Raw genomic sequence first — 21,874 nt, forward strand, 5'->3', positions numbered from 1 at the left:
TGGAGAAATGATGAAAAAAATTGTGATGATTTCATCCATACTGTTTTTACTGTTTGGATGTACAAAAGTTGAGGATACTTACCTCTACGACGATGCGATTCAGGAATCTTGGACGGAAATTGCTGATCAGGTATCCAGTAAAATGGTCACCGGTTTTTGGAATGAAGCGGGGTATTTTAATAATGCCATCAATCAATCGGATCTCGGATTTCAATACTGGCCCAATGCACACGCGATGGACGTGGTTATTGATGCCTACTTACGAACAAAGGATGCAAAGTATAGCACCTACTTCAATAAGTGGTTTGAGGGTGTTAAAGTGAAAAATGGCAACACCTATTACAATGTATTCTACGATGACATGGAATGGAATGCCCTCACTATGCTGCGGCTCTATGAGACCACAAAAGAACAGCAATATCTCGATGCGGTATTGCTTTTGTGGAAAGATATCATCAAGGGCTGGAATGAACAATTTGCCGGTGGGGGACTAGCTTGGCGCAAGGATATGCTATATAGCAAAAATGCATGTTCAAATGGACCAGCTAGTATTCTTGCAGCTAGGCTTTACAATCTAACAAAAGATGAGAACTATCTGACTTGGGCCAAAAAGATCTATGAATGGCAGAAGGCAACACTTTACAATCCCTCTTCAGGTGCTGTATATGATAATATCAACGGGGAGACTGACGCTGTCAATCAGACAACACTGACTTATAATCAAGGAACTTTTCTGGGTACCGCCGTTGAGCTTTTTAAGATTACCAAAGATCAGACTTATTTGGTCGATGCGCAAAAAATAAGTTATTATACGATTACCCGATGCATTGATGGTGGAAATAATATCCTTCGCGACGAGGGTAATGGTGATGGAGCATTGTTCAAAGGCATATTTATCCGGTATTTTGTTGATTATCTGAACCTCGAAGGGATTAACGCTGATTACCGTGCTAAATTTGAAAAGTTTTTGGTCAATAATGGCAAAATTGCCTGGACCAAGGGGACTAGCCTTCCGACCTTATTCTTTGGCTCTTCCTGGTCGCAGCCGCCGGTCGGAAACAGTGAAATTACAGCCTATGCCAGCGCTGCAATGCTGTTTGAGAGTCTGGCACGTTATCAGACGAAGGTAAAATAATAGATTATACACTAGCCATTAGGTTACCAGTCAGGTCCTGATGGCTATATTAGAATAATAGATGCTGATGAAACAAATAAATAGGATAGCGACGATAGCACTCATGACAGGTTTATACTGTCTAACAGCTCAGGCGCAGGTTAAAAACGGTCAATTTTTTGATTATGCCCAGAAGACTTTGGATGTGATCTATGACAAATATGGGAACGCCAAAAATAAATTACTGGCCGAGAAATATCCCTTTGACGAAAATTTTAAGGCGGACTATTTGAATAATACTACACAGGCTGAACAGCAAAAAAAATACGCGTATCTATGGCCTTTTTCTGGTAGTTTCTCAGCAGTAAATGCGTTGATGGAACTGTCAAAGGATAAAGTAACCTATCAGAAAATATTGGACCACAAGGTGCTAGAAGGACTACGTGAATATAGAGACGAACAGCGTACACCTGCTGGCTATGCGTCCTATATCAATTCAGCACCAGCATCAGACCGTTTTTATGACGATAACATCTGGCTGGGTATTGATTTTACAGATAGTTATATACAGACCAAAAAGGCTGATTATCTCAAACATGCGAAAGAGATTTGGACCTTTGTAAAAAGTGGAGAGGATAATAAACTTGGCGGGGGCATTTATTGGTGTGAGCAGAAAAAGGAATCTAAAAATACCTGTTCGAATGCACCGGCAGCAGTATTTGCCTTAAAATTATTTGAAGCGACCAAACAAAAGGACTATTTACTTGAAGGTCGACGTTTATATGAATGGACAAAAGCGGGGCTTCAAGATCCGGAAGACAAGCTGTATTGGGATAATATGCATCTTGACGGTAAGGTTAACAAGGCGAAATATTCCTATAATTCGGGTCAGATGCTGCAGGCTGCGGCATTGCTTTACCAGTTGACTAAAGAAAAGAAATACCTAGACGACGCACAGCAGCTTGCTGAGGCCTGTCTAGGCTATTTTTTTGAAAAAAGAGACGGCAAAGATTTTCCAGTCTTAAAAAATAGTAATCTATGGTTCCATGCGGTAATGATGCGGGGCTTTATTAGCCTATTTGAACAAGATGGAAATCGAAAATATGTAGCTGTCTTTGCCAAAAATCTTGATCTCGCATGGCATCAGATGCGGGATCAGGACGGGCTTTTTGATGTTGACTGGACATTGCAGAAGCCTAAAAAATCAAAATGGCTTTTAGACCAATGTGCCTTCGTAGAGATGTATGGGCGATTGGCAAAACTGGGGTATTAGCCTTTTCAATCCGTCATATTAATAGTATGGACTGTACAAAAGATGAAGTGACCCCAAAAAATTGAACAATTCTAAAATTAAGGTTTTTGTAGAAGAGCTCGGTATTGCACCGGGCTCTTTCTATTTAACCTGTTTTTTTATTCCATTTCTTCTTCCACCTCCCAATGCCTTGCTTATCGATTCTTTTGTATTGGTCAAGTATGCTAAAAGGCAATATTGTCCATCCCAGTAATAGCTTTTGGGAGAACAGAGCGAACGAGGATATCAAGAGTAGGACAAACAATGAACTATCTTTTTACTTCTTGCTAAAAAAGTGCTATAAAGAGGTATAATAAGGTAAATATTACCTTTTCCTGAGGCTTAAATTTGGACTAACCTAACAAAGTACCTAATCAAACACAAATGAAAAAGATCGTATTATTTTTATCTGTGTTTCTGACTTCACTAGTTGCACTCGGCCAACAAATTACGGGAACCATACGTGATCTAAATGGCAAGCAATTAGCGGGGATAACCGTGAGAAACACAAGTACATCAAAAAGTACCCAGACCGATGAACAGGGGAATTTTAAGATTTCAGGTAAAACAGGTGACATTCTGGAAGCAAATTCTGTGGGTTATGAGCGTACACGCCAAGTTGTTCCCAGCAGTGGAAAGGTAACCTTCACCATGCCTGAGACGTTAAGTAGTTTGGATGAAGCCGTGGTGATCGGCTATCAGACAACCTCCCGAAAAAAAGCCACTGCCGCCATTTCGAGTATTTCTGGAAAAGATTTGGAAAATCTTCCTGCGGCAAGTTTCGATATGCTTTTACAGGGACGTCTTGCGGGTGTCAACGTGCAGAATTTTTCCGGTGCGCCGGGGGCTTCTCCGACACTGTCCGTAAGGGGTACTTCCGCTGTCAACCTAAATTATTCCAGTGATGATTATTATAAGGTCGTCAGTAATCCACTTTATGTCATCGATGGCGTACCCCAACCAACAGAGCAATTTGTGTCGCCCAATACCGGGACTGGTACCAATTATCTCGCTGGCCTAAACCCAAATGATATCGAATCCGTTGATGTTCTTCGCGACGCTTCTGCAGCAGCTATTTACGGTTCAAGAGCTGCCAACGGTGTGGTGATGATTACCACAAAGAAAGGTCGCAATGGAGATCCCCGTTTTATGATTTCAGGCTATTCAGGCCTTACGCAACGGCCAGAATTGCGCGAAGTTACTTTGGGAAGGACGGAACGGCAGCAAAAACTGAATATTTTAAAAAACCAGCTCTCAGACAATGATTACAGGTATTTGCCTATACTGTTAACCGACTCGCTTAATCCAGCCTTTAACGGAAATACCGATTGGCAGGATCTATTTTACCAGAAAGGAAAGATCAATAGTGCAGATCTTTCCGTCAGTGGAGGTTCTTCCATTAGTTCCTACCGCTTTAGTGGGAATTATTACGACGAACAGGGCATCATAAAAGCGACGGGTTTCAAGCGTTATACCGGTAGGCTTAATCTGACAAGTAAAGCGATCAATGAGCGATTGACAATCAATCCAATCGTAGCCTATTCTTATAATAAACGAGCGCGAGGGACGGGGAGCGATGTTAGTCCGATTGCTTTGAGTGCCGGAAGCATGCCCACCTCATTGATCAGTCTTTCTCAGGCAAAAAGAGATTTTATGTTAGGCACCTATGATGACAATCTCGACAACAATGAATCTTCTAATCTGAACGCCAACCTGAATTTGATCTTCAATATTGCGCCAGGACTGACCTTTACTTCACAGTCAGCCTACATAAAAGATATGGCCAATAGGCAGTATAATAGGCCGTCCGCATTAATGAGTGGAGAAGGGAACTATTCCTCCGCATTTTCGTATGAGAGCAATCAAGTTAGGATTTCAAATTTCCTAACCTACAACAAGCAGCTGGGCAAGCACTCCCTAAATCTATTGATGGGCCAAGAAGCAGAAAAAAATAAAATACAATCTGTATCAGCTTGGGGTGGTCAAGGTGTTTCCGACCAAATCCAGGTCGTTACCGGATTTTTGCAAAACAATATCGGGGCCTATTCCGACCTTCAAAAATGGTCACAGCTTTCTTATCTCGGTCGGTTTTCATATGATTTTGACAGTAAATATTTGTTTTCTGGAGCAATACGTGCAGATGGCTCCTCGCGGTTTGGAGAAAATAACAAATGGGGATATTTTCCTTCGGCATCGGTAGGCTGGATTTTGACCGAAGAAAATTTTCTAAAAAATAATCCACATCTTACCTTATTAAAGATCAGAGGGAGTTACGGTCTTACCGGAGCTTTGCCGACCAGCAATTATCTACAATATAACTTATACAATGTCAATAACGGTGGATACCAAGGCAATTCTGGGGCAAGTTCGTATAACGGTCAGGTTGCGATCACACCAAATTTCACGAATGGTGTAGCGCAAAAGAATCTAAGCTGGGAGCGGAATCGGCAATGGAATCTCGGAGTCGATCTGGAAATGTATAAAGGGCGGTTTACGGCCAACATCGATGTATTTAACAAAGAAAATTACGATGGCCTCTTTGATGTAATGCTTCCGGTTACTTCCGGATATGATTATGCCAAAACAAATTCGGTGGGCATCCGCAATAGCGGTGTGGATATTCAGCTGTCGGCAGATGTGCTGCCGAGATCATCTGCCTTAAAATGGCGTGCCAACTTAAACCTTTCTTACGTCAAAAACCGGATTATGAATCTTCCTAATGGTGGTCGTGATCTGGTAATGGATGGCGACAGGTTTGATAAATCCCATATTCTTTCAGTGGGAAGTCCAATAAACTCATTTTATCTATACCGGACACTAGGCGTATTCTCCACCCTAAATGACATCCCTGTCAATCCATATACTGGGGAGCGTTATCGTAATTCAAATGGAGTATTTAATCCTGGGGACTTTCACTTTGAAGATGTGGATGGAGATTATTTTGTTGATGTATTCAATAGTGGCCTTAACCCAGATAAAAGAGTATTGGGAGATCCGAATTTCAAATGGACTGGTGGTTGGAATAACGTTTTTACCTACAAAGACTTTTCAGTTACCCTATTTTTTACCTATGGTTTTGGACGGGATGTACTCAATCTGTTTGAAGCAGATCAGTTCAGTAATTCCACTTCGGGGGATGCAGTTTCAAATTTTGTTTATTATTCGATACGGGATTTGGACAAACTCAATATTTGGCGTAATCCGGGTGACCAGGCCGAGTATGCAAAGTATGATATTGGTACTTATCGCTATTATTATACATCGGCTCAGACCTTCTTTCTGGAAAACGGATCATATATGCGATTTAAAAATCTCATTTTATCCTATAGTCTCCCTGACCGGATAACCAAACGGTGGAATATTTCGAGGGTTAGGTTGTTTGGAACGATTGACAACGTTGCCCGATGGCAAAAATCCAAGAAACTGCCTGATGCGGAGGCTGTAAACCCTTACGGAGAATATAATGGCGGTGGATATCCTATCCCAAGAAAATACACTTTAGGGTTTGAACTAACTTTTTAAGACGATGAAAAGAATTATTTTAAATTATAAACTGGCGATTCTACTGATTGTCGTTTTTTCCCTCGGATCCTGCAAAAAGTTTTTGGTCGAGGAGCCTATCAATTCAACTTTTTCAGAAGCCTATTGGAAAAGTGCAGGTGATCTAAGGAGTGCACTTGCCGGAAACTATGCATTGGTCCGAAATGTCATGAATTCAGGGAATTGGAATCCAAGCCCACGTTATTTTATGTATGGAGATGCTGTTGCCAAGAATTACTTTACGATACAATATTCCGGAGATGGCCTTGAGGGGATACAAGATGGTGATTTTACCTTCCAGTACAACCTTCAATATTTTGCGGACTGGACGAATTTTTATAAGGCGGTTACCATGAGCAATATTATAATCAATCGCGTTCCCAAAGTGTCAGATGAATTATTGACTGATGTGACAAGTCCGTCAAAATTTAAGAATGAAATATTGGGTGAAGCTTACTTTTTACGGGCTTTTACATACTTTATGATGTTGCGTGTATGGGGAGACGTACCATTGGTGACCGAAGAGTATGAGGATCCGATATCTGCGCCAGAATTAGCCCGAAGTTCCAAGAAAGACGTGATGGTGCAGATTGAAAAAGACGCTATTGCAGCGCGAGATCTCCTGCCGTGGCAGTATTCAGCACTCGGAAATGCCAAAGTAACGGCCAATAAAGGGGCGGTCAATGCATTGCTAGCTCATTTTTATCTATGGAAAGCCACCATGAGCGATGTCAATTCCAACCAGCCAGACGCCGATGCTGTTGAAAAGGCCGACAAGGCGATCGATGAAATTATAAGCAGTGGCATGTACTCCCTTACTGATACGGCCAATTACTATAAAACTTTCGAAGGGTTGTCGTCCGAAGGAATTTTTGAGATCAGCATGAGCGAGAATAATCGGGAAGGCACCAATCATCATATTGCCAACTTGTTTTTGCGCACTGCCCAGCTTTCTACCGTAGGCACCAATTCTAGATGCTATGTCCCACAAGATTATTTGTCAAACCATTTTTATAAGATTGAAGAGATTTGGGACTGGTATTGGAATGCATCTTTAAACCAATGGGAATGGAAATCGATGCCATCCCGCTCATTTGACGATAGTGATATTCGGTGCCGACGGAATTTTACTGACTTGGATAGCGACAAACCGACCTGTGTAAAATATCAAAAAGTATTTTACCGTAACGCAACACAGAAACTTGATCCTTATGTCAGTAACAACCTGATTGTATATAGACTGTCGGATATGCGTTTACTGAAGGCGGAGATTGCGCTATACAAAAATCAGGTATCGACGGCAATCAATATTATCAATGACTTTAGAGAACGTAACGGCGCTGACGAATCCTCATTTGTGAACGATTCTTCGACAAAAGAAGAAGTTATGTATGAGTATATCGTAGAGCGCGGAAAAGAACTTTACCTTGAGGGACAGATTTTTTATGATCTGTTGCGCACGCGACAATACAGCAATTTTGTCCCCTGGCTTTCAGAATCACGTTTCCGGCAAGAAGGATTTTATTGGCCGATCAACCCGGCTCTGTTTAAGAATAATAATAAACTGATTCAAACCTCCTTTTGGAGAGGAAAGGTATAACCCCAAAAAAGAATTATGAAAAAGATAACAGGATTGTTCGCATTGCTATTATTTTTTCTTTTCGCATGCGAGAAAGATAACTATAAGGTTGACGGCGGTAAGAGCGAAGCCCACGTCAACAAGACAACCTATGATTTTTTAAAGGATCATGGCAGCTTTGATTCATTGGTCAAAATTATAGATCGCGCCGGTATTAAAGATATCGTTAATTCAGATGTTACGTTTTTTGCGACAAGTGATTATGGTGTCAGGGAGTATGTAGCAGCAAAAAAGCAAGAAAAAATTGCAGAAGAAGGTGATGAAAATATTAAGTTTGGGATCAACAATATTCCAGTAAAAGAGCTCCGGGATTCCATGATGATCTATTTATTCGATGGAAAAATAAACCGAGATAATTTAACCCCAGACAACAAATATTTTGTAAGCAAGTTTGGAGCGATACCTAACGTAAGGTTCAATATTAAATTGCGCAGGACGCGCGATTATAACAACTATTTAGATTACGTGGACTACCTAAATTATACTAAGGTCATCGGCACGCTGGACGCTGAGGAACCGGATTACAATACCATTCCGAAGGAAGAAATTGATAAATCGTATGACTGCCAGACCTCAGGAATCATCAGCACGACAGGCATTTTGCATGTGCTCAGCAATTCACATCGTTTATTTTTTAACGCCGGAAAAATGGCTCAATAACACAGTTATGAAAGCGAATTTAAATTTTTTTTATACCCTTATTTTTGTCGTCGGATTGAGCGTTTCATGTAAGAAGATCGATAATGGTTTTTTAAGTGACGGCATCCGCTACAAGGACAATACAATTTATTGTAAACGCGGCATGTCATTGATCATGTCTGACAGGATCAATACGGACGGTTCGACGCCACCTTATCAATTTGAATTATTAAATCTGCGCAACGAATCTTCGGGTGAGCCTGCGCCGGAAGTGTTTTTTAAACAATTTGACCTTTTGACGTTTAAGCCAGGTATGGTCTTCAATGCAGAGACCGATACGACTATTGAGCTGTTAAACAAAAAAAGGGAAACGGTCAAGAAAACACCCATGGAGTTCAACACGGTAAGCGGTCAGCTGGTTTTCAATCGGACTTCGGCTAATTTACCGTTAGGCCGTTATAATTTCGATGTAAAAATGACAAATCCTAGAGGTGAAAAGTTGTTTCCCAAGCTTGCTACTATCGAGGTCGTGGAGCCAAGTATTGACGATATGTTTAAGGTGACCTATCAAGCTGCTACAGGCTCCACGGCAGGTGAGGTTTTTACCGGAATTACAGCTCCTAAGATCGAATGTAGAAAAATTTCAAACGATGGTGCACGTGTCATCCTCAAAATCGTAGACAAAAATGGAAAAGCATTTAACCCTAAAAATGGAGAGATTGTAAAAAGGGGAGATCGCCCGATGTTCGAGACACATGTAAAGTTTAATCCGGTTCAGTTTACTGACAATTCATTAATATGTGACTTTGAGGTGGCACCCTTTCCTTTAACAAATTACATTGATAAGGGAGGGACAGATTGGGGCTTTCTTATTTATTATCGCATTCCAATGAAATATGTACAAGTAGATGGTTTACCAGCACACAATGTAAATCCAGTATTTGGCTTTCAGATTTTGATGGAAGGTACCTATGAAGTTGAAATAAAGCTTCCCGCAGTAACACGTGTCACGCAGTAAGAGAAAGAAGCTGTCCGAAAAGTGAGAATTCTTTCTTTCCACTTTATGGGTAGTATCTGTAAAGGTTTGAAATATAGTTAGTAACAATAAATTATCCAATGCTATCTAAATTTTGATAATTTGTATTATGTATGGATCTTAATGGTGAAGGGTAAGGTTATAGTCGTTATATTTATGGTGCATCTAGTACGTTAAGTAACCTAATACTTACAATTATGAATACTTTGGATTTTAAAGTACCTTTTGGTCAAGGGCAGACCATAAGGGTTCAGGAGGACATCTTAGAATCTTTTTATCCCTATCTCCATCGTCATCAGGAAGCGCAGTTGATGTGGGTGGTAAAAGGAGATGGGGTGCTTATTGTGGAGGGGGAGGTTCATCCCTTTCAACAAGGTGATATCTTTTTTATTGCAGCCAATCAGGCACATGTCTTTAAATCATTGGCAACCGATTTTTCAAAGAATGAAGCCTGTTCAATTTCGATATTTTTTGATCCGTTAGGTAAGCTGCGGCAACTATGTATGTTGGGGGAATTTGATTCTTTAAAAGAATTTTTAAATCACAACACACGCGGATTTAAGGTTCCAAACAGTGAAAATGAAAGTGTTTCAGATCGAATTGTTCAATTGAAAAATTCAGATCAAATAGACAAGATGATGCATTTTTTTTATTTATTGAGGACGCTTTCAGCTATTTCAAAAGATGCTGAACCGCTTTGTTCGGATACAGACGGGAAGTTTAGAGCCCATTCATTTCATAAAAGCCGAATTTTATCGATCTGCCGCTATATCGATAGCCATTTTAAAGAAGAACTTACACTGGAAAGTATTGCTAAACGAGCCAACCTTTCGCCACAGGCATTTTGCCGGTATTTCAAAAAACATTCCGGATTGACCCTTGTTGGTTATCTCAATCAGCTTAGGATCAGTGAGGTTTGTAGTCGCCTGCACAAGGATCATTTGGATAGCGTATCCTTTATAGCGTACAATTGCGGGTTTAACAGCATTACAAATTTCAACCGTATTTTTAAACATATCATTGGTTGTACACCGAAAGAATATATGGTAAGCTACAAGCAAAAGTCTAGCGAAAAATAAGACGCAAATTACGAAAATAGTGAGTTTGTAGATCAAATAAATAAGGGTAAACGCATTACGTATTTTATGCAATGCCTGCAAAGTAATAATGCTATACAAAGAGTAGTTTTTGGCAGTATGGAAGCGTAATGGTCGGTATAGAACCATGTGTCTTTACAAATTGGTAAAACACTGTTATACTCATTGAATAGGTCAAATTCAAACAGAGCCTTTCGACTGTAAGGGCTCTGTTTGAGTTTTATTTTTTGTTAAAGTTAAAACGCCGTGCAATGCTAAATCCCCAGCGAAACTGGCCTTTACCCCAAGCGCTATTTGTTTCGCTGATAAATTGCGATTCTTGAATCGCAGTAGCATTTGTAAAATTGAGATGGAATATATGTCCTCCGGTGTCCATTTCTAGACCGACACCCAATGCATTATAATAGCGCTGACCAGTCACTTCCTCGCGATATTTTTTATTTGATGACTTCCGGAAAGGAAATATATAGTCGGCGACAACTGCTATCCGATTACTGACTTTGGCCCGACCACCAAGCCCAAGTGCAAAGAGATCATTTTGGTCATTGTAGGCAGTATAATTCCGATGGAGATAAGAAGGAACTACTGTTAGCGAGAAATTGGAACTGAATTTTCGTGCGATGATCAGCTGTGTTACATAGCTGAGGCGGTCACTGAAACGGGTGAAGCTAGCCGCCGACTGCTTATCCTCAGCAGCCTCCATTCCAGAAACGGTTGTACTTCCAAAAAATGCGACGGACACAGGTACACCGTTGTCAACTGTTTGTTCGAGAAATCGGTATTTCAGGTTTCCTTCATAGAGCTGCCTGACCTCCGTTGCTCCTTTTGCCCGAGCGATCCCTATATTCAGATTATCGAGCAGGCCATAGTCAAAACCGATTCTAATGTCAGTCGAATTATCGAGCCCAAAGAAATTCTTGGCACCACCAGCACTGCCAGCGATATCGCCAAAACGATGGTCTACCCTAAAGTCCATTTCATTGCGATGAATAGTTTCGGTTGTTTTTAGATTGATTAGGTTGCCCGATTTAAAGGTTGCTGTAACTTTTTCGTTTTTTGGATCCTCGATATGTATTAATTTATCAAGGTCTTCCTGGGCGAATGTTGTTGCCGAAGCAAAACACAGGATTATAAATAGTATATTTCTCATTTGCAACAAATTCGTATTATTATTGTTTGTATAGCGCCTCAACTTTGATTTTCACTACTTCAGCAATTTTTTTTCCAACGATAGATGGGATGGTGATTTTGTGGTCCGCGAGCCTGACCGGAAAACTTGCCGTGGCTTTTATTACCCCAGCCCTCACATTGAATATCGCTGCAGCCGTGTAGGGTTTAGTCACCCCATGAATTTGTAATGTTCCTTTCACGTTTAAGGTATAATTGCCATCTTTGATTAATTTTTCGGCACCTTCGATCTTTCCTTTAAATTCTGACAAGGGATATTTATCACTTTCCATGTAATTTTCGTTGAAATGCTCCTGCATAAGTTTTTTATCGAATTGAAACGAGGTGTTTTTTACCCGAAAGATAATATCTCCGGTTTTGATGTTCATGGCAGATGCCGCTAGCGCGCTCTTTGCTTCGATGTCTTCCAAAGGAGCACTGCTAAAGAAAGTGATACTTGTTTCTTTTGAAACCAAGGACGATGTTTCTTGTGCGAATGCCGCAATCCCCCCAAATTCCATAAGGAAGAGTATGCTATAAATGCTGATCTTATTCATATTCAGAATATTAATTTTCAGGTGTATTTCGTTTAATCCAAGCGTCCAGCAATTCAATCTCTTTTGCTGTCAGCGAGCCGCCTATCGGCATGGATTTGATAACCAATACTGCATTGTTGATTTTTGCGCTATTGTCTTTTACAGATGAATATCCGCTAAATGTCCACTTTGCACTGGCACCGCGCCCCGGGGCATGACAGGAACTGCATTTAGCTTCCAAAAGTGCTTTAGCAAAATTGTTGTAGGAGACGTTCGTTACCGTTACGGGCTCATCTCCACCATCGGGATCAGGACCGAGTTCTTGGGCCTGTTTTTTGGTGCAGGCTGTCAATACAATGGCAGCTATCGTCATTGACAACACTAAGAAAGGACGACTCGCTCGACCAGTATTTGCTGTTTCTTGTTTTTTTAACATAGGTTTAATTTGATTAGGATTGGATTAATTTGTTGGAGCGATTGCAGTATTATCGTTCAAGATAGGCCATACACCAACACGAGGAAAACTGATTCCCTTATTATCTCCCCGTTGCTGATCCTGTCCGAAATAGTATATCGGCCAGCCCTTGTATGTCAATTGTTTCTTTCCAAAAACGGAGATTACAGCGATATCCGCAGAGCCCACAAGAGAAGGTAATGAACCGGTTTCTTTTTGATAGATTGGCCAGATGGCGTCATTGCTGAAATCTGGCTCCGTATAATTGTTTTTATTGAACTTGTCCGGTTTAAAAGCATACAGTGTTCTTCCTTTGTCGTCAGTCAGATAGATTGTTTTTCCCGTTCCTTCGGTGTAATCAGCTAAATAATTTTTACCGTCATGGCCGATGAGCTGCGCATTGGCAACCATAAGTAAATAATCGGGTTTTGCGACATACCAGATTTTATTTACGGCATCACCTTTTGCCTGACCAGATTGGCTGTCGCCAGCATAGTAATATAAGGGCCAGCCTTTGAAGGTACTCTGTTTGGAACCGTCTTCACGGATGATTTCACCAAGTAGGCTTTTATCGATTTTGACGTCCGTACTTGCTTCACTGCTATAGTAAACGGGCCAAGTTGCCAAACAGTTGCCGCTACATGTCGAACTTCCTTTTGTGTCATTGGAAAAGAAATAAAGTGTTTTTCCGTTTTCATCCGTTAGGATACTGCCGAATTGGCTGTTAGCGGTTATCTGTACGCCTTTGTTTTTGTTTTCAACATCTGGGCCATCACTATCGTTTTTTGAGCATGCCGAAAATAAGCTGATCATGGCTATAAAGGCTGCTGCCACCTGTTTTTTGTTTGATTTCATCATTGTGTGTTTTAAAATGTTGTCTTGTTACTACGAGCACTGCGCGTAAAAAGTTGCCTTGAGATGAGGCGAAAAAAAAATATTTTTTGCAGGCAACCTTTTGAATTATCCGTTCGTATTAGACTTAATACTATATTTATCAAAAGAAAGAAGCAATATCGAGTGGCGATACCTGAAGTTGACGAAAAATCTATCCATATTATTAAAGGATGTATCGATGGTGACCGTAGGGCCCAAAAAGATCTTTATACCCTCTATTATGCGATGGCCTTGGGGATATGTCTACGTTATTCGAATAATAGGGAGGACGCCATAGGTATATTAAATGAAGGTTTTTTTAAAGTATTTAAAAATATAAGTAAATACGATTATCAAAAACCTTTTTCTGTGTGGATCAAAAAGATCATGACAAATACAGCAATTGATTTTTATCGGGCAAAGATAAGACAGGGCATACTTGTGGATGTAGCGATGTATGAGCAAACAATCGTTTATGATGATACGATCAGCCAAAAATTAAACTATGAAGATCTATTGGCAATGGTGCATCAGCTTCCACCAGCATATAGGACGGTTTTCAACCTCTATGCCATAGATGGTTATGGACATGAGGAGATCAGTGACATGTTGGGTATTGCTATTGGGACATCAAAATCCAATCTACATAAGGCTCGCGGCCGATTGGCTGAAATGGTGAAAAATCAACGTGCAGCATGTGGTAAAACTGAGGAGAAAACATGATGGAAAAGGATAAGAATAAGATTGATGAGATTTTTAGGGACGGTCTCAGTGATGCGAAATTTGACTTTGATGAATCACATTGGCATGATATTGAATTCCGGCTAGATAAAGAGAGACAGTCGAAAAAGAAAAAGATTGTCGTATTAGCAGCATTAGCTGCTGCTATAGCGGCCGTCTTCGCGGTGTTTTTCTCCTGGAATGGTGATTTACGCTTGATAAACGAATCATCAGAAAGAACAACTGAGCCCGTTTCAGCACATAAAGAAGCAATTCCGGAAAACGAAATTGCTGATCCTTTGGACTATCCTATTGTTGATCCAAAACAGGAGGGAACACGGATTTTGTATGACCCGAAACAAGAGAAAGTGCTGAAGTTACAAACTGCAATTGAAGCAGCGTTATTGCAAAGTATACGAATCGTAGATATTGGCGATGCGAAATATACGCCGGGGCAAGTAACCAGTTTGAATACGGCTTTCTCAATTCCAAAAATGCAATATAATGTAAAAACATTGCCAAGTTTCAGCTTTAAAGCCGACCCCGTCGAAGCGACGGCTAATCGTTTGGCCTCCATTTATCAATCAAAAGGTGATGAAATAATAGCCCCATTGCAAAAAGAACGTTCGGCTATAAATTTTTTAGCAGGTCCGGATTTAACGAGTGTCAGGGGGGCAGGTAAATCTTCCCTTAGTGAAAATATCGGTTTAGCCTATTCTTACCCCGTGACCAAAGGGCTGAGTGTTTCTGTAGGAGCAACCTATGCGAAGAAGAATTATAAGTCCGCATATAAATTCTATACGCCATCAAACCCGCCAGAGCTGACCCAATTACCAAGCAGTGTAAGTGCCGTTTGTGACGTTATTGATGTGCCGCTAACAGCAAGTTATACCGTACTGAAAAGTAAAAAAGTGAAATTTAATGTCAGTGCCGGACTTTCGAGTTATTTTATGCTGAAGGAAAAATACACGTTTGATTACGAAGGGGGAGGGAGTTATGGTGGAGATAAGAAAAGTGCCGTCTATGAAGTCAATGGTGAGAATCAGCATATTTTTGGCGTTGCAGATTTTTCGATATCTATTGAAAAGAAAATCAATGACAAAATCAACGTCGGTGTGAAACCTTTTGTTAAATTACCATTGACAGGGATTGGTTATGGTAATGTAGACCTGGAGTCAAAAGGGGTAGCCTTTACGTTGGGAGTGAGCCTGTAATGTTAGCATTTCGTCATCCAACTGCTGGCGTTCAGCGTTTTTTTGATCTGACTCCGACGACATCATATTTCATTGCCAATTTCATTACCATTGCCATTGATTTTTTAGGAAAGCGCATTTTATTAAATCAAATGTGGATATTGAATTAGAACAAAGCCGATGTTGGGGGTGTTGACCTGAACCTTGTGATCAGTCTAATATTGCTAAATACAGTCTTGCTTAGTGAAAAGTAAACTGTATTTATACGCGTGTGGGGTATTTATACCTCTTCTCCGATTATTGATACCTATGTTGATATCCTTGCAGTCTGATGGCATAATGTTTGAAATTTACTCATTGTTTATAAAAAATGAATATACACATTAACACATCAACGTATGAAAAAATTAATTCAAACATTAGGACTAGGTTTCCTTATCTTAACAGTTTTCATTGGCTTTACTTCATGTAGTAAAGATGACGATCCTTCGGACAATGATCTTTTTATTGGTAAATACGAAGGTACGATCTCTTTTGATGATCTAAATGACAATGATAACGATGTATCTGCTGCAGAGGGAACAGTTACGGTGACCAAAGTAGGTAACTCCTATAATTTCGCATTTGGAAATGGTATCCCTAATCTTAACGGAGTTGATTTCGAGAAAAAAGATAATGTCTTGATCAATATCGGTTCGGCGGGTACAGGACTTATCCGAATTGATGCTGGTAAATTAACGATTGGTTATAGCAAAGATGGTAAGGCATGGTCAGCCGATTGTCAGCGTAAATAATATTGGAATATAAAATAATATATCGGGTTGCCCAATCTTTTTTTGGACAACCCGTTTTTTATGAAATACTTTTTACGATCCTTTCATTTCTTTCTTTGAATATATTACAAGCCCAAGAGTGAGATGGCCACATCATAAGATTGGCTTCTCATAGTCCAAAAAGTCCGACGTTCGTCACACTTTTCCGTGTTCCTTGTAAGGAACTAATAATTATATTATTTTTAAGGAGTATCATTTATAAATCCTAACAAAGAACCCGATGGAAATGGAATCACCTTCCGGATATGTTAAAGAAGAACGGTTTATAGATCTGTATAAGGCAAATATCTTTGCCCTTCTCTTATTTGTTCCAATTATACTGTTGTATACCTTCCCATTTTATCTAATTTGGGGACCCGATGAACCGTTTGTTTTTATTAAAAATATGTTAGAAATAACATCGTTATCTTCTGCCTTGTTAGGTGTGCTCGTAATAGCTATTGGGGTCGCGGTGCACGAATTAATTCATGGTATAACTTGGTCATGTTATACCAAAAATGGGTTCAGATCGATCAAATTCGGTGTTTTAATGAAAATGTTGACACCTTATTGCCATTGCAAGGAGCCACTTCGCGTCCGACAGTATATCATAGGCGCATTGATGCCATCGATTATACTAGGGATTATACCTATTATGTATGCATGGTACAGTGGAAATATTCATATACTCCTGTTTGCCATTTTTTTTACCGTTTCTGCTGCTGGTGATTTTATGATTGTTCAGCTGATATGGCGGGAAGATATGCGAAGCCTGGTTCTTGACCATCCTTCTGAGGCAGGATGTTTTATCTATAAAAAAGAAGATTAATCGATAGATTGTGATTATTACTTGCATGTAGCCGATTGACAAATGTTAAAAGCTGGTCGAGTTACGTAAGACCAACGATGCAGGTAACTTTAAAATCTCAGCTAACACAGGAAAAGCATGCGCACCCATCTCTTTTGATGGTTGTGAAATTTTATGATCAACTGAACATTTTCTATTGGCTTCGGAAAACGATATTGCAGAAAATTTTGTCATTTATCAAGATCGAGGATGGTCACTTGTCAGTGGAAGTGGCGTCACTGGTTATTTGACCTGAAATCGTAATTATGTAATCTCATTATTACATAATTACGAATATATCCCCGTTTTTGACCCAATATCCCCCTCTATTATTACCGAAAAGGGGATATTTTTGTTTACGATAATCAAGAGCTATAGTCTTAAAGAAACTTAAATTAATAATGAAAAAACTTTTATTTGTCTGCCTTAGTTTGCTTACAAATCATTTCGTTGCCCATAGTCAACAACCCATACCATCTGAATATAGTTTGGTCTGGTCCGACGAATTCAATGATGAAGGTTCTCTCGATACAAATAAATGGAGCTATGAGGAAGGCTTCAAACGTAACCGTGAAGAACAATGGTACCAAAAAGATAATGCATTTTGTCGAAATGGTCTATTAATTATTGAAGCAAAGAGAGAAGAACGCGATCATCCTGGCTTTCAACCGACAAGTAGTGATTGGATTAGTTCCCGTAAAAAGATAAAGTATACTTCAGCGTCGATAAATACCTTAGGCAAACAGAAGTGGCAATATGGTATTTTTGAGATTCGGGCACGTATCCCTGTAGGTGAAGGACTTTGGCCTGCTTTCTGGACTTTAGGTACCGGCAAAGAATGGCCTTCCAATGGTGAAATAGATATTATGGAATATTACCGCGGCAATATATTGGCCAATATCGCAGTAGGAACTGGCCAGCGTTGGAACGCCCATTGGTTTAGCAAGACAAGAGCCATCGAGGACCTCGGCGGAAAAGCTTGGGCAGATCAATTCCACATCTGGCGGATGGCCTGGGATGAAAAGGCAATTGCTCTTTACGTCGATGATATCGAGATGATACGCGTTACAATGGACCAATTGATCAATCGTGATGGTACAGGTTTCAATCCATTTACACAGCCACATTACCTGCTGTTGAATTTGGCGCTGGGTGGCATTAACGGCGGCACGATCGATACCAAATTACTTCCGGCAAAGTACGAAATAGATTACGTACGCGTTTATCAAAAATCGAAGTCTGAAGCTTTTCTCCGTAGCAGTTCACCTCGTTAGCTATTCCTTATCAGACAGCTGCTCAAGGTGAGAAATTTCTAAATTTGACGTATCGATTGAAAGAAGCAGAACCATTGCTTCCCAAAGGACATATTGTCGCGACTGAGCAGTTGTCTTTAGGGGGAGTTTTCAAACCGAATACGGCCATTTTAGCGGGAGGGAATATCAAAGCAGAGCGAAGAGATGGAAATCTTGTTGTTGAGGCAAAGCAGCTGCTGATCAAGTTTGATCTTAAATCAAGATGGCTGTCATATTATAACTATAAGGGACAGGATTTTAACGATGAACAGGCTTTTTTTAAGGCTAATTTTTGGCGGGCTCCGAATGACAATGATTTTGGTGCGAATACACCTGAAAAGCTAAAATCCTGGAAACAGGTTACCGATGCGATTGAATTGGAAGAAATTTTTCGTCACATGTAGGAGTATATAATCAAACAATAGAGCAACAGTATTTTCCATATGTCATGCCACAGGAGACGGGTAACAAGACCGATGTCAGATGGGCGGAAATAAAGAATAAGCGAGGTCGTGGATTGCTTGTTACTGCAGACTCGACTTTTAGTATTAGCGCTTTGCATTATTTTGACAGCGATTTGGATGATGGCCCAAAAAGACAACAGCGTCATGCGGCCGATCTGGTCAAAAGGAAGCAAACACAGCTCAACATAGACCTCAGACAAATGGGCGTTGGCGGAATAAATAGCTGGGGAGCGTGGCCACTTTTTGAATATACATTGCCCTATCAGGATTATTCCTTTTCTTTTGTGATAAAACCCATAGAGTAATTTCTTTATTTTACTCCATGCCTCATATGCGAGAGTATTTGCGCAGATAGGTTTTGGAAAGGCTATTCAGATTAATAAAAACTGGTCGATTCATTTGGACGATTTAAAAGACCTGAGCCAAGTTGATACTTATTTCATTAGCCTTCATCGTGTAATTTTTACGAGGTGGTTTACTACAACATATTGCTGTGTTTAAGATAAATGTTATTTTCGTATAAACAAAAGAAACATGAGTATAGCATTGATACTGAATAGCGGTCGGGCCAATGAATGGAAGCTCGAAATCAATAAGCATTTACCCGAAACAAAGGTTGAGATTTATCCGGACATCCAAAACTATGATGAGGTCGAATTTGCTCTTTGTTGGAAGCCTGAGGCGGGTTATTATACTCATTTTCCCAATTTAAAAGTTATCCAATCTGGGGGAGCCGGAATAGATCATTTATTCCCGAAATCTATACCATCACATATTCATACCTGTAGGATTGTAGATCCAATGCTAAAAAGCGATATGTTTGAACATGTTTTGACCTGTGTGATGCATTCGATGAAGAATTTTTCGGCTTATGTTAGAGAACAGAGAAAAAAACATTGGCATCCCCTAGTATATAAATCCATTGGTCAAACGTGTATAACGGTTTTAGGACTAGGTGAAATAGGAGGGTATGTCGCCGAAAGATTGGTTGAGCTAGGTTTCCAGGTTAATGGTTGGTCCAATTCACCAAAAAATATACAGGGAGTCATTTCTTTTACAGGTATTGAGGGCCTTAGCTTAGCAGTTGAGCAGACGGATTTTGTTGTGAATGTTTTGCCATTGACTGATGCCACCAGCGGAATTTTAAATCATGAGTTTTTCTCTTTGTGTCCGAAGGGAACGGTTTTACTTAACGTTGGTAGGGGAGACCATCTTGTGGATGACGATTTAATAGAAGCTATCGACAAAGGACAGATTACCGACGCTTACCTCGATGTGTTTCATCAAGAACCATTACCCCCAGAGCATCTATTCTGGAATTGCAGCTCTATTTTTATAACACCTCATGTTGCGAGTAGGACAAACATTGGCTCTTCGGTCTTGCAAGTGGTGGATAATTATAGAAGAATGGCTGCTGGGCAACCTTTGCTCAATGAAGTTTCCTTAAAAAAGGGCTATTAGAAATCTACGCTGCCGCAGAGTTTTCACCTCTCCATTCGTTCATTCACCGAATTTTCTTTTGCGTTGGTCTAAAGCCCGTAGATCAGCGGCGTATTGTGTTGTAGTTTTGAGTCAGAATCTATAAGGAAATGATGCAACATTTCAATTTCCTTGCGACAATTGAAAAAGGAGCAAAAACTAATACAGATAACGTAAAAAGATTATGAAAACTTTGATGAAAATATTAACATTCGCAGCTTTAACCGCAGTATCGACTTTCGCTATAGCAGCTGAGGGACCAGTGACAAAATCGGAAAGCGTAATGGTAAACCTATCTACAGCGGACCTTGCACTCGATTATTATGTTGCAGTCACTACCAAGGGGGAATCAGCAGGTGTGGAACAATTATTTGCGGAGAATTTCATTCAAAAGATCCAATCTTCCAATGTACAGACTTATGAGCGTAAGGCTCTGATTAAATCCTTGAAAAAACAAAAGGGAGAAATTCTGAACTGCAAGGTGATTATGAAGATAGTGGAAAAGTCGACAGATTATATGATCGCAAAAATTACACTTAAATTTCAGCATTTCAGCATGACAGACCTTGTTACTTTAGCCTATGAGGCTGGTAGTTGGAAAGTATCCGAATCAATCCATTCTTATTAATAATAGCCATTTCAAACACATAGACAAATTTGTCGAGCAGATCAAAAGATGTGATGTTTATTTCGTATAAATAAAGTCGCATCTTTCAATCTGTAAACGAATCAATTATATGGTCTTATTTCTTATTCAATACAAAAACTAACCATTTCTGAACGAATCAATACCATAAACGAAAGCCTCTATGGCTATTTTTGTGTGGTGTTCAATAGACCTACAGACATTCTCAAATATAATTGAATGAACAGATAGATGATATTAAAAAAGGATAAGATGCTTAAAACATTTTTAGCTTTTTTTAAGTTACTATATAAACGAAAAACTAGAATGTGGAAACTACTTTTGGTATTACCGACTTGTTTAATTTTCTGTTCATGTTCCAATGCTGCTCAGAATGATAGAAATTATAGTGCAGGTAAAGACAGCCAGGTTAAATCTGAAATTTTTGAGAATGCTCCTTTACCCGACAGCGCATTGGTATTTATCAAGAAATATTTTCCGAATGTACAGATACTTGAAGTAAAGGCCAAGAAATCACCCACTGTTATAGGGACATTTCACGAAGTGATATTAGCTGATTATACAGAGATCGATTTTGGTAAGTTAGGTAATTGGATTGAAGTTCAGGCGCCAGATGGTATTGCGCTACCTAGCAGTTTTTTTCCATTATCCATTCAATCTTATTTGAGAGAAAAATATAATGGTATAGGTGTTGAGAGCATAGATAAGTCCGATAGCGGCTATAAATTGGAGTTAACGAATGACAATAAACTCTATTTTGATACAAAGGGCCAATTTTTGCGCATGAAAAAATAATAGCATTGTTTCCTCTCTAGAACATGGCTTACTCATTATTCAATTATTTCGTAAGTCTTCCATATATCTTAAAGACGGAATCCTCTACTTTATTATAAGAAATTTTTGTTGTTGAATAGATCAGGCAGACCACTCATTAATTTGATTGGTTAGCCAGGAAGGATGCTCTCTACATACCTATCTGTTTTGAAATATTAATATTACGCTTTTTTTGTCTTGGATAATAATGCCTATGAAATA

Annotated in this window: 21 protein-coding genes; 17 read left to right on the forward strand and 4 right to left on the reverse strand. The window is 39.7% G+C overall.

What is annotated here, in order from left to right:
- The first annotated feature begins 7 nt into the window (after positions 1-7).
- The 7 genes from HPC41_RS00405 to HPC41_RS00435 all read left to right on the forward strand — a co-directional run bounded on the left by HPC41_RS00405 (position 8) and on the right by HPC41_RS00435 (position 10,338).
- A complete protein-coding gene (locus HPC41_RS00405) occupies positions 8-1,135 on the forward strand; it encodes a glycoside hydrolase family 76 protein (protein WP_216660606.1) in 1,128 nt (375 codons plus the stop codon).
- 67 nt (positions 1,136-1,202) lie between these two features.
- Positions 1,203-2,387 (forward strand): glycoside hydrolase family 76 protein, encoded by a 1,185-nt coding sequence (locus HPC41_RS00410; RefSeq protein WP_216660607.1) that lies wholly within the window; start codon positions 1,203-1,205, stop codon positions 2,385-2,387.
- Positions 2,388-2,789: 402 nt separating this feature from the next.
- Positions 2,790-5,927, forward strand: a complete 3,138-nt coding sequence (locus HPC41_RS00415; RefSeq protein ID WP_172392038.1) for a SusC/RagA family TonB-linked outer membrane protein — start codon at positions 2,790-2,792, stop codon at positions 5,925-5,927.
- A 4-nt stretch (positions 5,928-5,931) separates the two neighbouring features.
- A complete protein-coding gene (locus HPC41_RS00420) occupies positions 5,932-7,545 on the forward strand; it encodes a RagB/SusD family nutrient uptake outer membrane protein (protein ID WP_172392039.1) in 1,614 nt (537 codons plus the stop codon).
- 15 nt (positions 7,546-7,560) lie between these two features.
- Positions 7,561-8,244 (forward strand): hypothetical protein, encoded by a 684-nt coding sequence (locus HPC41_RS00425; RefSeq protein ID WP_172392040.1) that lies wholly within the window; start codon positions 7,561-7,563, stop codon positions 8,242-8,244.
- 7 nt (positions 8,245-8,251) lie between these two features.
- A complete protein-coding gene (locus HPC41_RS00430) occupies positions 8,252-9,241 on the forward strand; it encodes a DUF5007 domain-containing protein (RefSeq protein WP_172392041.1) in 990 nt (329 codons plus the stop codon).
- Between the two features lie 215 nt (positions 9,242-9,456).
- Positions 9,457-10,338 carry an AraC family transcriptional regulator gene (locus HPC41_RS00435; protein WP_172392042.1) on the forward strand — a complete coding sequence of 294 codons (882 nt, stop codon included), beginning with the start codon at positions 9,457-9,459 and terminating at the stop codon, positions 10,336-10,338.
- A 238-nt stretch (positions 10,339-10,576) separates the two neighbouring features.
- Here HPC41_RS00435 and HPC41_RS00440 read toward each other — a convergent pair whose 3' ends face one another.
- The 4 genes from HPC41_RS00440 to HPC41_RS00455 are packed head-to-tail and all read right to left on the reverse strand — an operon-like array spanning position 10,577 to position 13,371.
- On the reverse strand, positions 10,577-11,506 hold the full coding sequence (locus HPC41_RS00440) for a DUF5777 family beta-barrel protein (protein ID WP_172392043.1): 930 nt from the start codon (positions 11,504-11,506) through the stop codon (positions 10,577-10,579).
- 19 nt (positions 11,507-11,525) lie between these two features.
- Positions 11,526-12,080 (reverse strand): YceI family protein, encoded by a 555-nt coding sequence (locus tag HPC41_RS00445; RefSeq protein WP_216660608.1) that lies wholly within the window; start codon positions 12,078-12,080, stop codon positions 11,526-11,528.
- Between the two features lie 10 nt (positions 12,081-12,090).
- Positions 12,091-12,495, reverse strand: coding sequence for a hypothetical protein (locus tag HPC41_RS00450; protein WP_172392044.1), 405 nt, complete (start codon positions 12,493-12,495; stop codon positions 12,091-12,093).
- Between the two features lie 24 nt (positions 12,496-12,519).
- Complete coding sequence (locus HPC41_RS00455; RefSeq protein ID WP_216660609.1) at positions 12,520-13,371, reverse strand: hypothetical protein; 852 nt, start codon at positions 13,369-13,371, stop codon at positions 12,520-12,522.
- 60 nt (positions 13,372-13,431) lie between these two features.
- Here HPC41_RS00455 and HPC41_RS00460 point away from each other — a divergent pair, with 60 nt between their 5' ends.
- The 10 genes from HPC41_RS00460 to HPC41_RS00505 all read left to right on the forward strand — a co-directional run bounded on the left by HPC41_RS00460 (position 13,432) and on the right by HPC41_RS00505 (position 21,634).
- A complete protein-coding gene (locus HPC41_RS00460) occupies positions 13,432-14,109 on the forward strand; it encodes an RNA polymerase sigma factor (RefSeq protein ID WP_172392045.1) in 678 nt (225 codons plus the stop codon).
- Positions 14,106-15,320, forward strand: a complete 1,215-nt coding sequence (locus HPC41_RS00465; protein WP_172392046.1) for an outer membrane beta-barrel protein — start codon at positions 14,106-14,108, stop codon at positions 15,318-15,320. The genes HPC41_RS00460 and HPC41_RS00465 overlap by 4 nt, the downstream gene beginning before the upstream one ends.
- A 377-nt stretch (positions 15,321-15,697) precedes the next feature.
- The gene (locus HPC41_RS00470) at positions 15,698-16,093 is read left to right on the forward strand and encodes a hypothetical protein (RefSeq protein ID WP_172392047.1); all 396 of its coding nucleotides are present in this window, start codon (positions 15,698-15,700) and stop codon (positions 16,091-16,093) included.
- Between the two features lie 424 nt (positions 16,094-16,517).
- Complete coding sequence (locus HPC41_RS00475; protein ID WP_172392048.1) at positions 16,518-16,940, forward strand: DUF3267 domain-containing protein; 423 nt, start codon at positions 16,518-16,520, stop codon at positions 16,938-16,940.
- Between the two features lie 419 nt (positions 16,941-17,359).
- Positions 17,360-18,232: a glycoside hydrolase family 16 protein gene (locus HPC41_RS00480; protein ID WP_172392049.1), complete on the forward strand. Its 873-nt coding sequence runs from the start codon at positions 17,360-17,362 to the stop codon at positions 18,230-18,232.
- A 44-nt stretch (positions 18,233-18,276) separates the two neighbouring features.
- On the forward strand, positions 18,277-18,654 hold the full coding sequence (locus tag HPC41_RS00485; RefSeq protein ID WP_293947324.1) for a beta-galactosidase small subunit-related protein: 378 nt from the start codon (positions 18,277-18,279) through the stop codon (positions 18,652-18,654).
- Between the two features lie 17 nt (positions 18,655-18,671).
- On the forward strand, positions 18,672-19,019 hold the full coding sequence (locus tag HPC41_RS00490; protein WP_343043778.1) for a beta-galactosidase small subunit-related protein: 348 nt from the start codon (positions 18,672-18,674) through the stop codon (positions 19,017-19,019).
- Between the two features lie 229 nt (positions 19,020-19,248).
- Positions 19,249-20,175: a 2-hydroxyacid dehydrogenase gene (locus HPC41_RS00495; protein ID WP_172392051.1), complete on the forward strand. Its 927-nt coding sequence runs from the start codon at positions 19,249-19,251 to the stop codon at positions 20,173-20,175.
- A gap of 214 nt (positions 20,176-20,389) precedes the next feature.
- Entirely contained in the window at positions 20,390-20,821 is a 432-nt protein-coding gene (locus HPC41_RS00500; protein ID WP_172392052.1) for a nuclear transport factor 2 family protein, read from the forward strand.
- Between the two features lie 324 nt (positions 20,822-21,145).
- The gene (locus HPC41_RS00505; protein WP_172392053.1) at positions 21,146-21,634 is read left to right on the forward strand and encodes a PepSY-like domain-containing protein; all 489 of its coding nucleotides are present in this window, start codon (positions 21,146-21,148) and stop codon (positions 21,632-21,634) included.
- Positions 21,635-21,874 lie beyond the last annotated feature (240 nt).

The organism is Sphingobacterium prati (genome assembly GCF_013167215.1).
Taxonomy (GTDB): Bacteria; Bacteroidota; Bacteroidia; order Sphingobacteriales; family Sphingobacteriaceae; genus Sphingobacterium; species Sphingobacterium prati.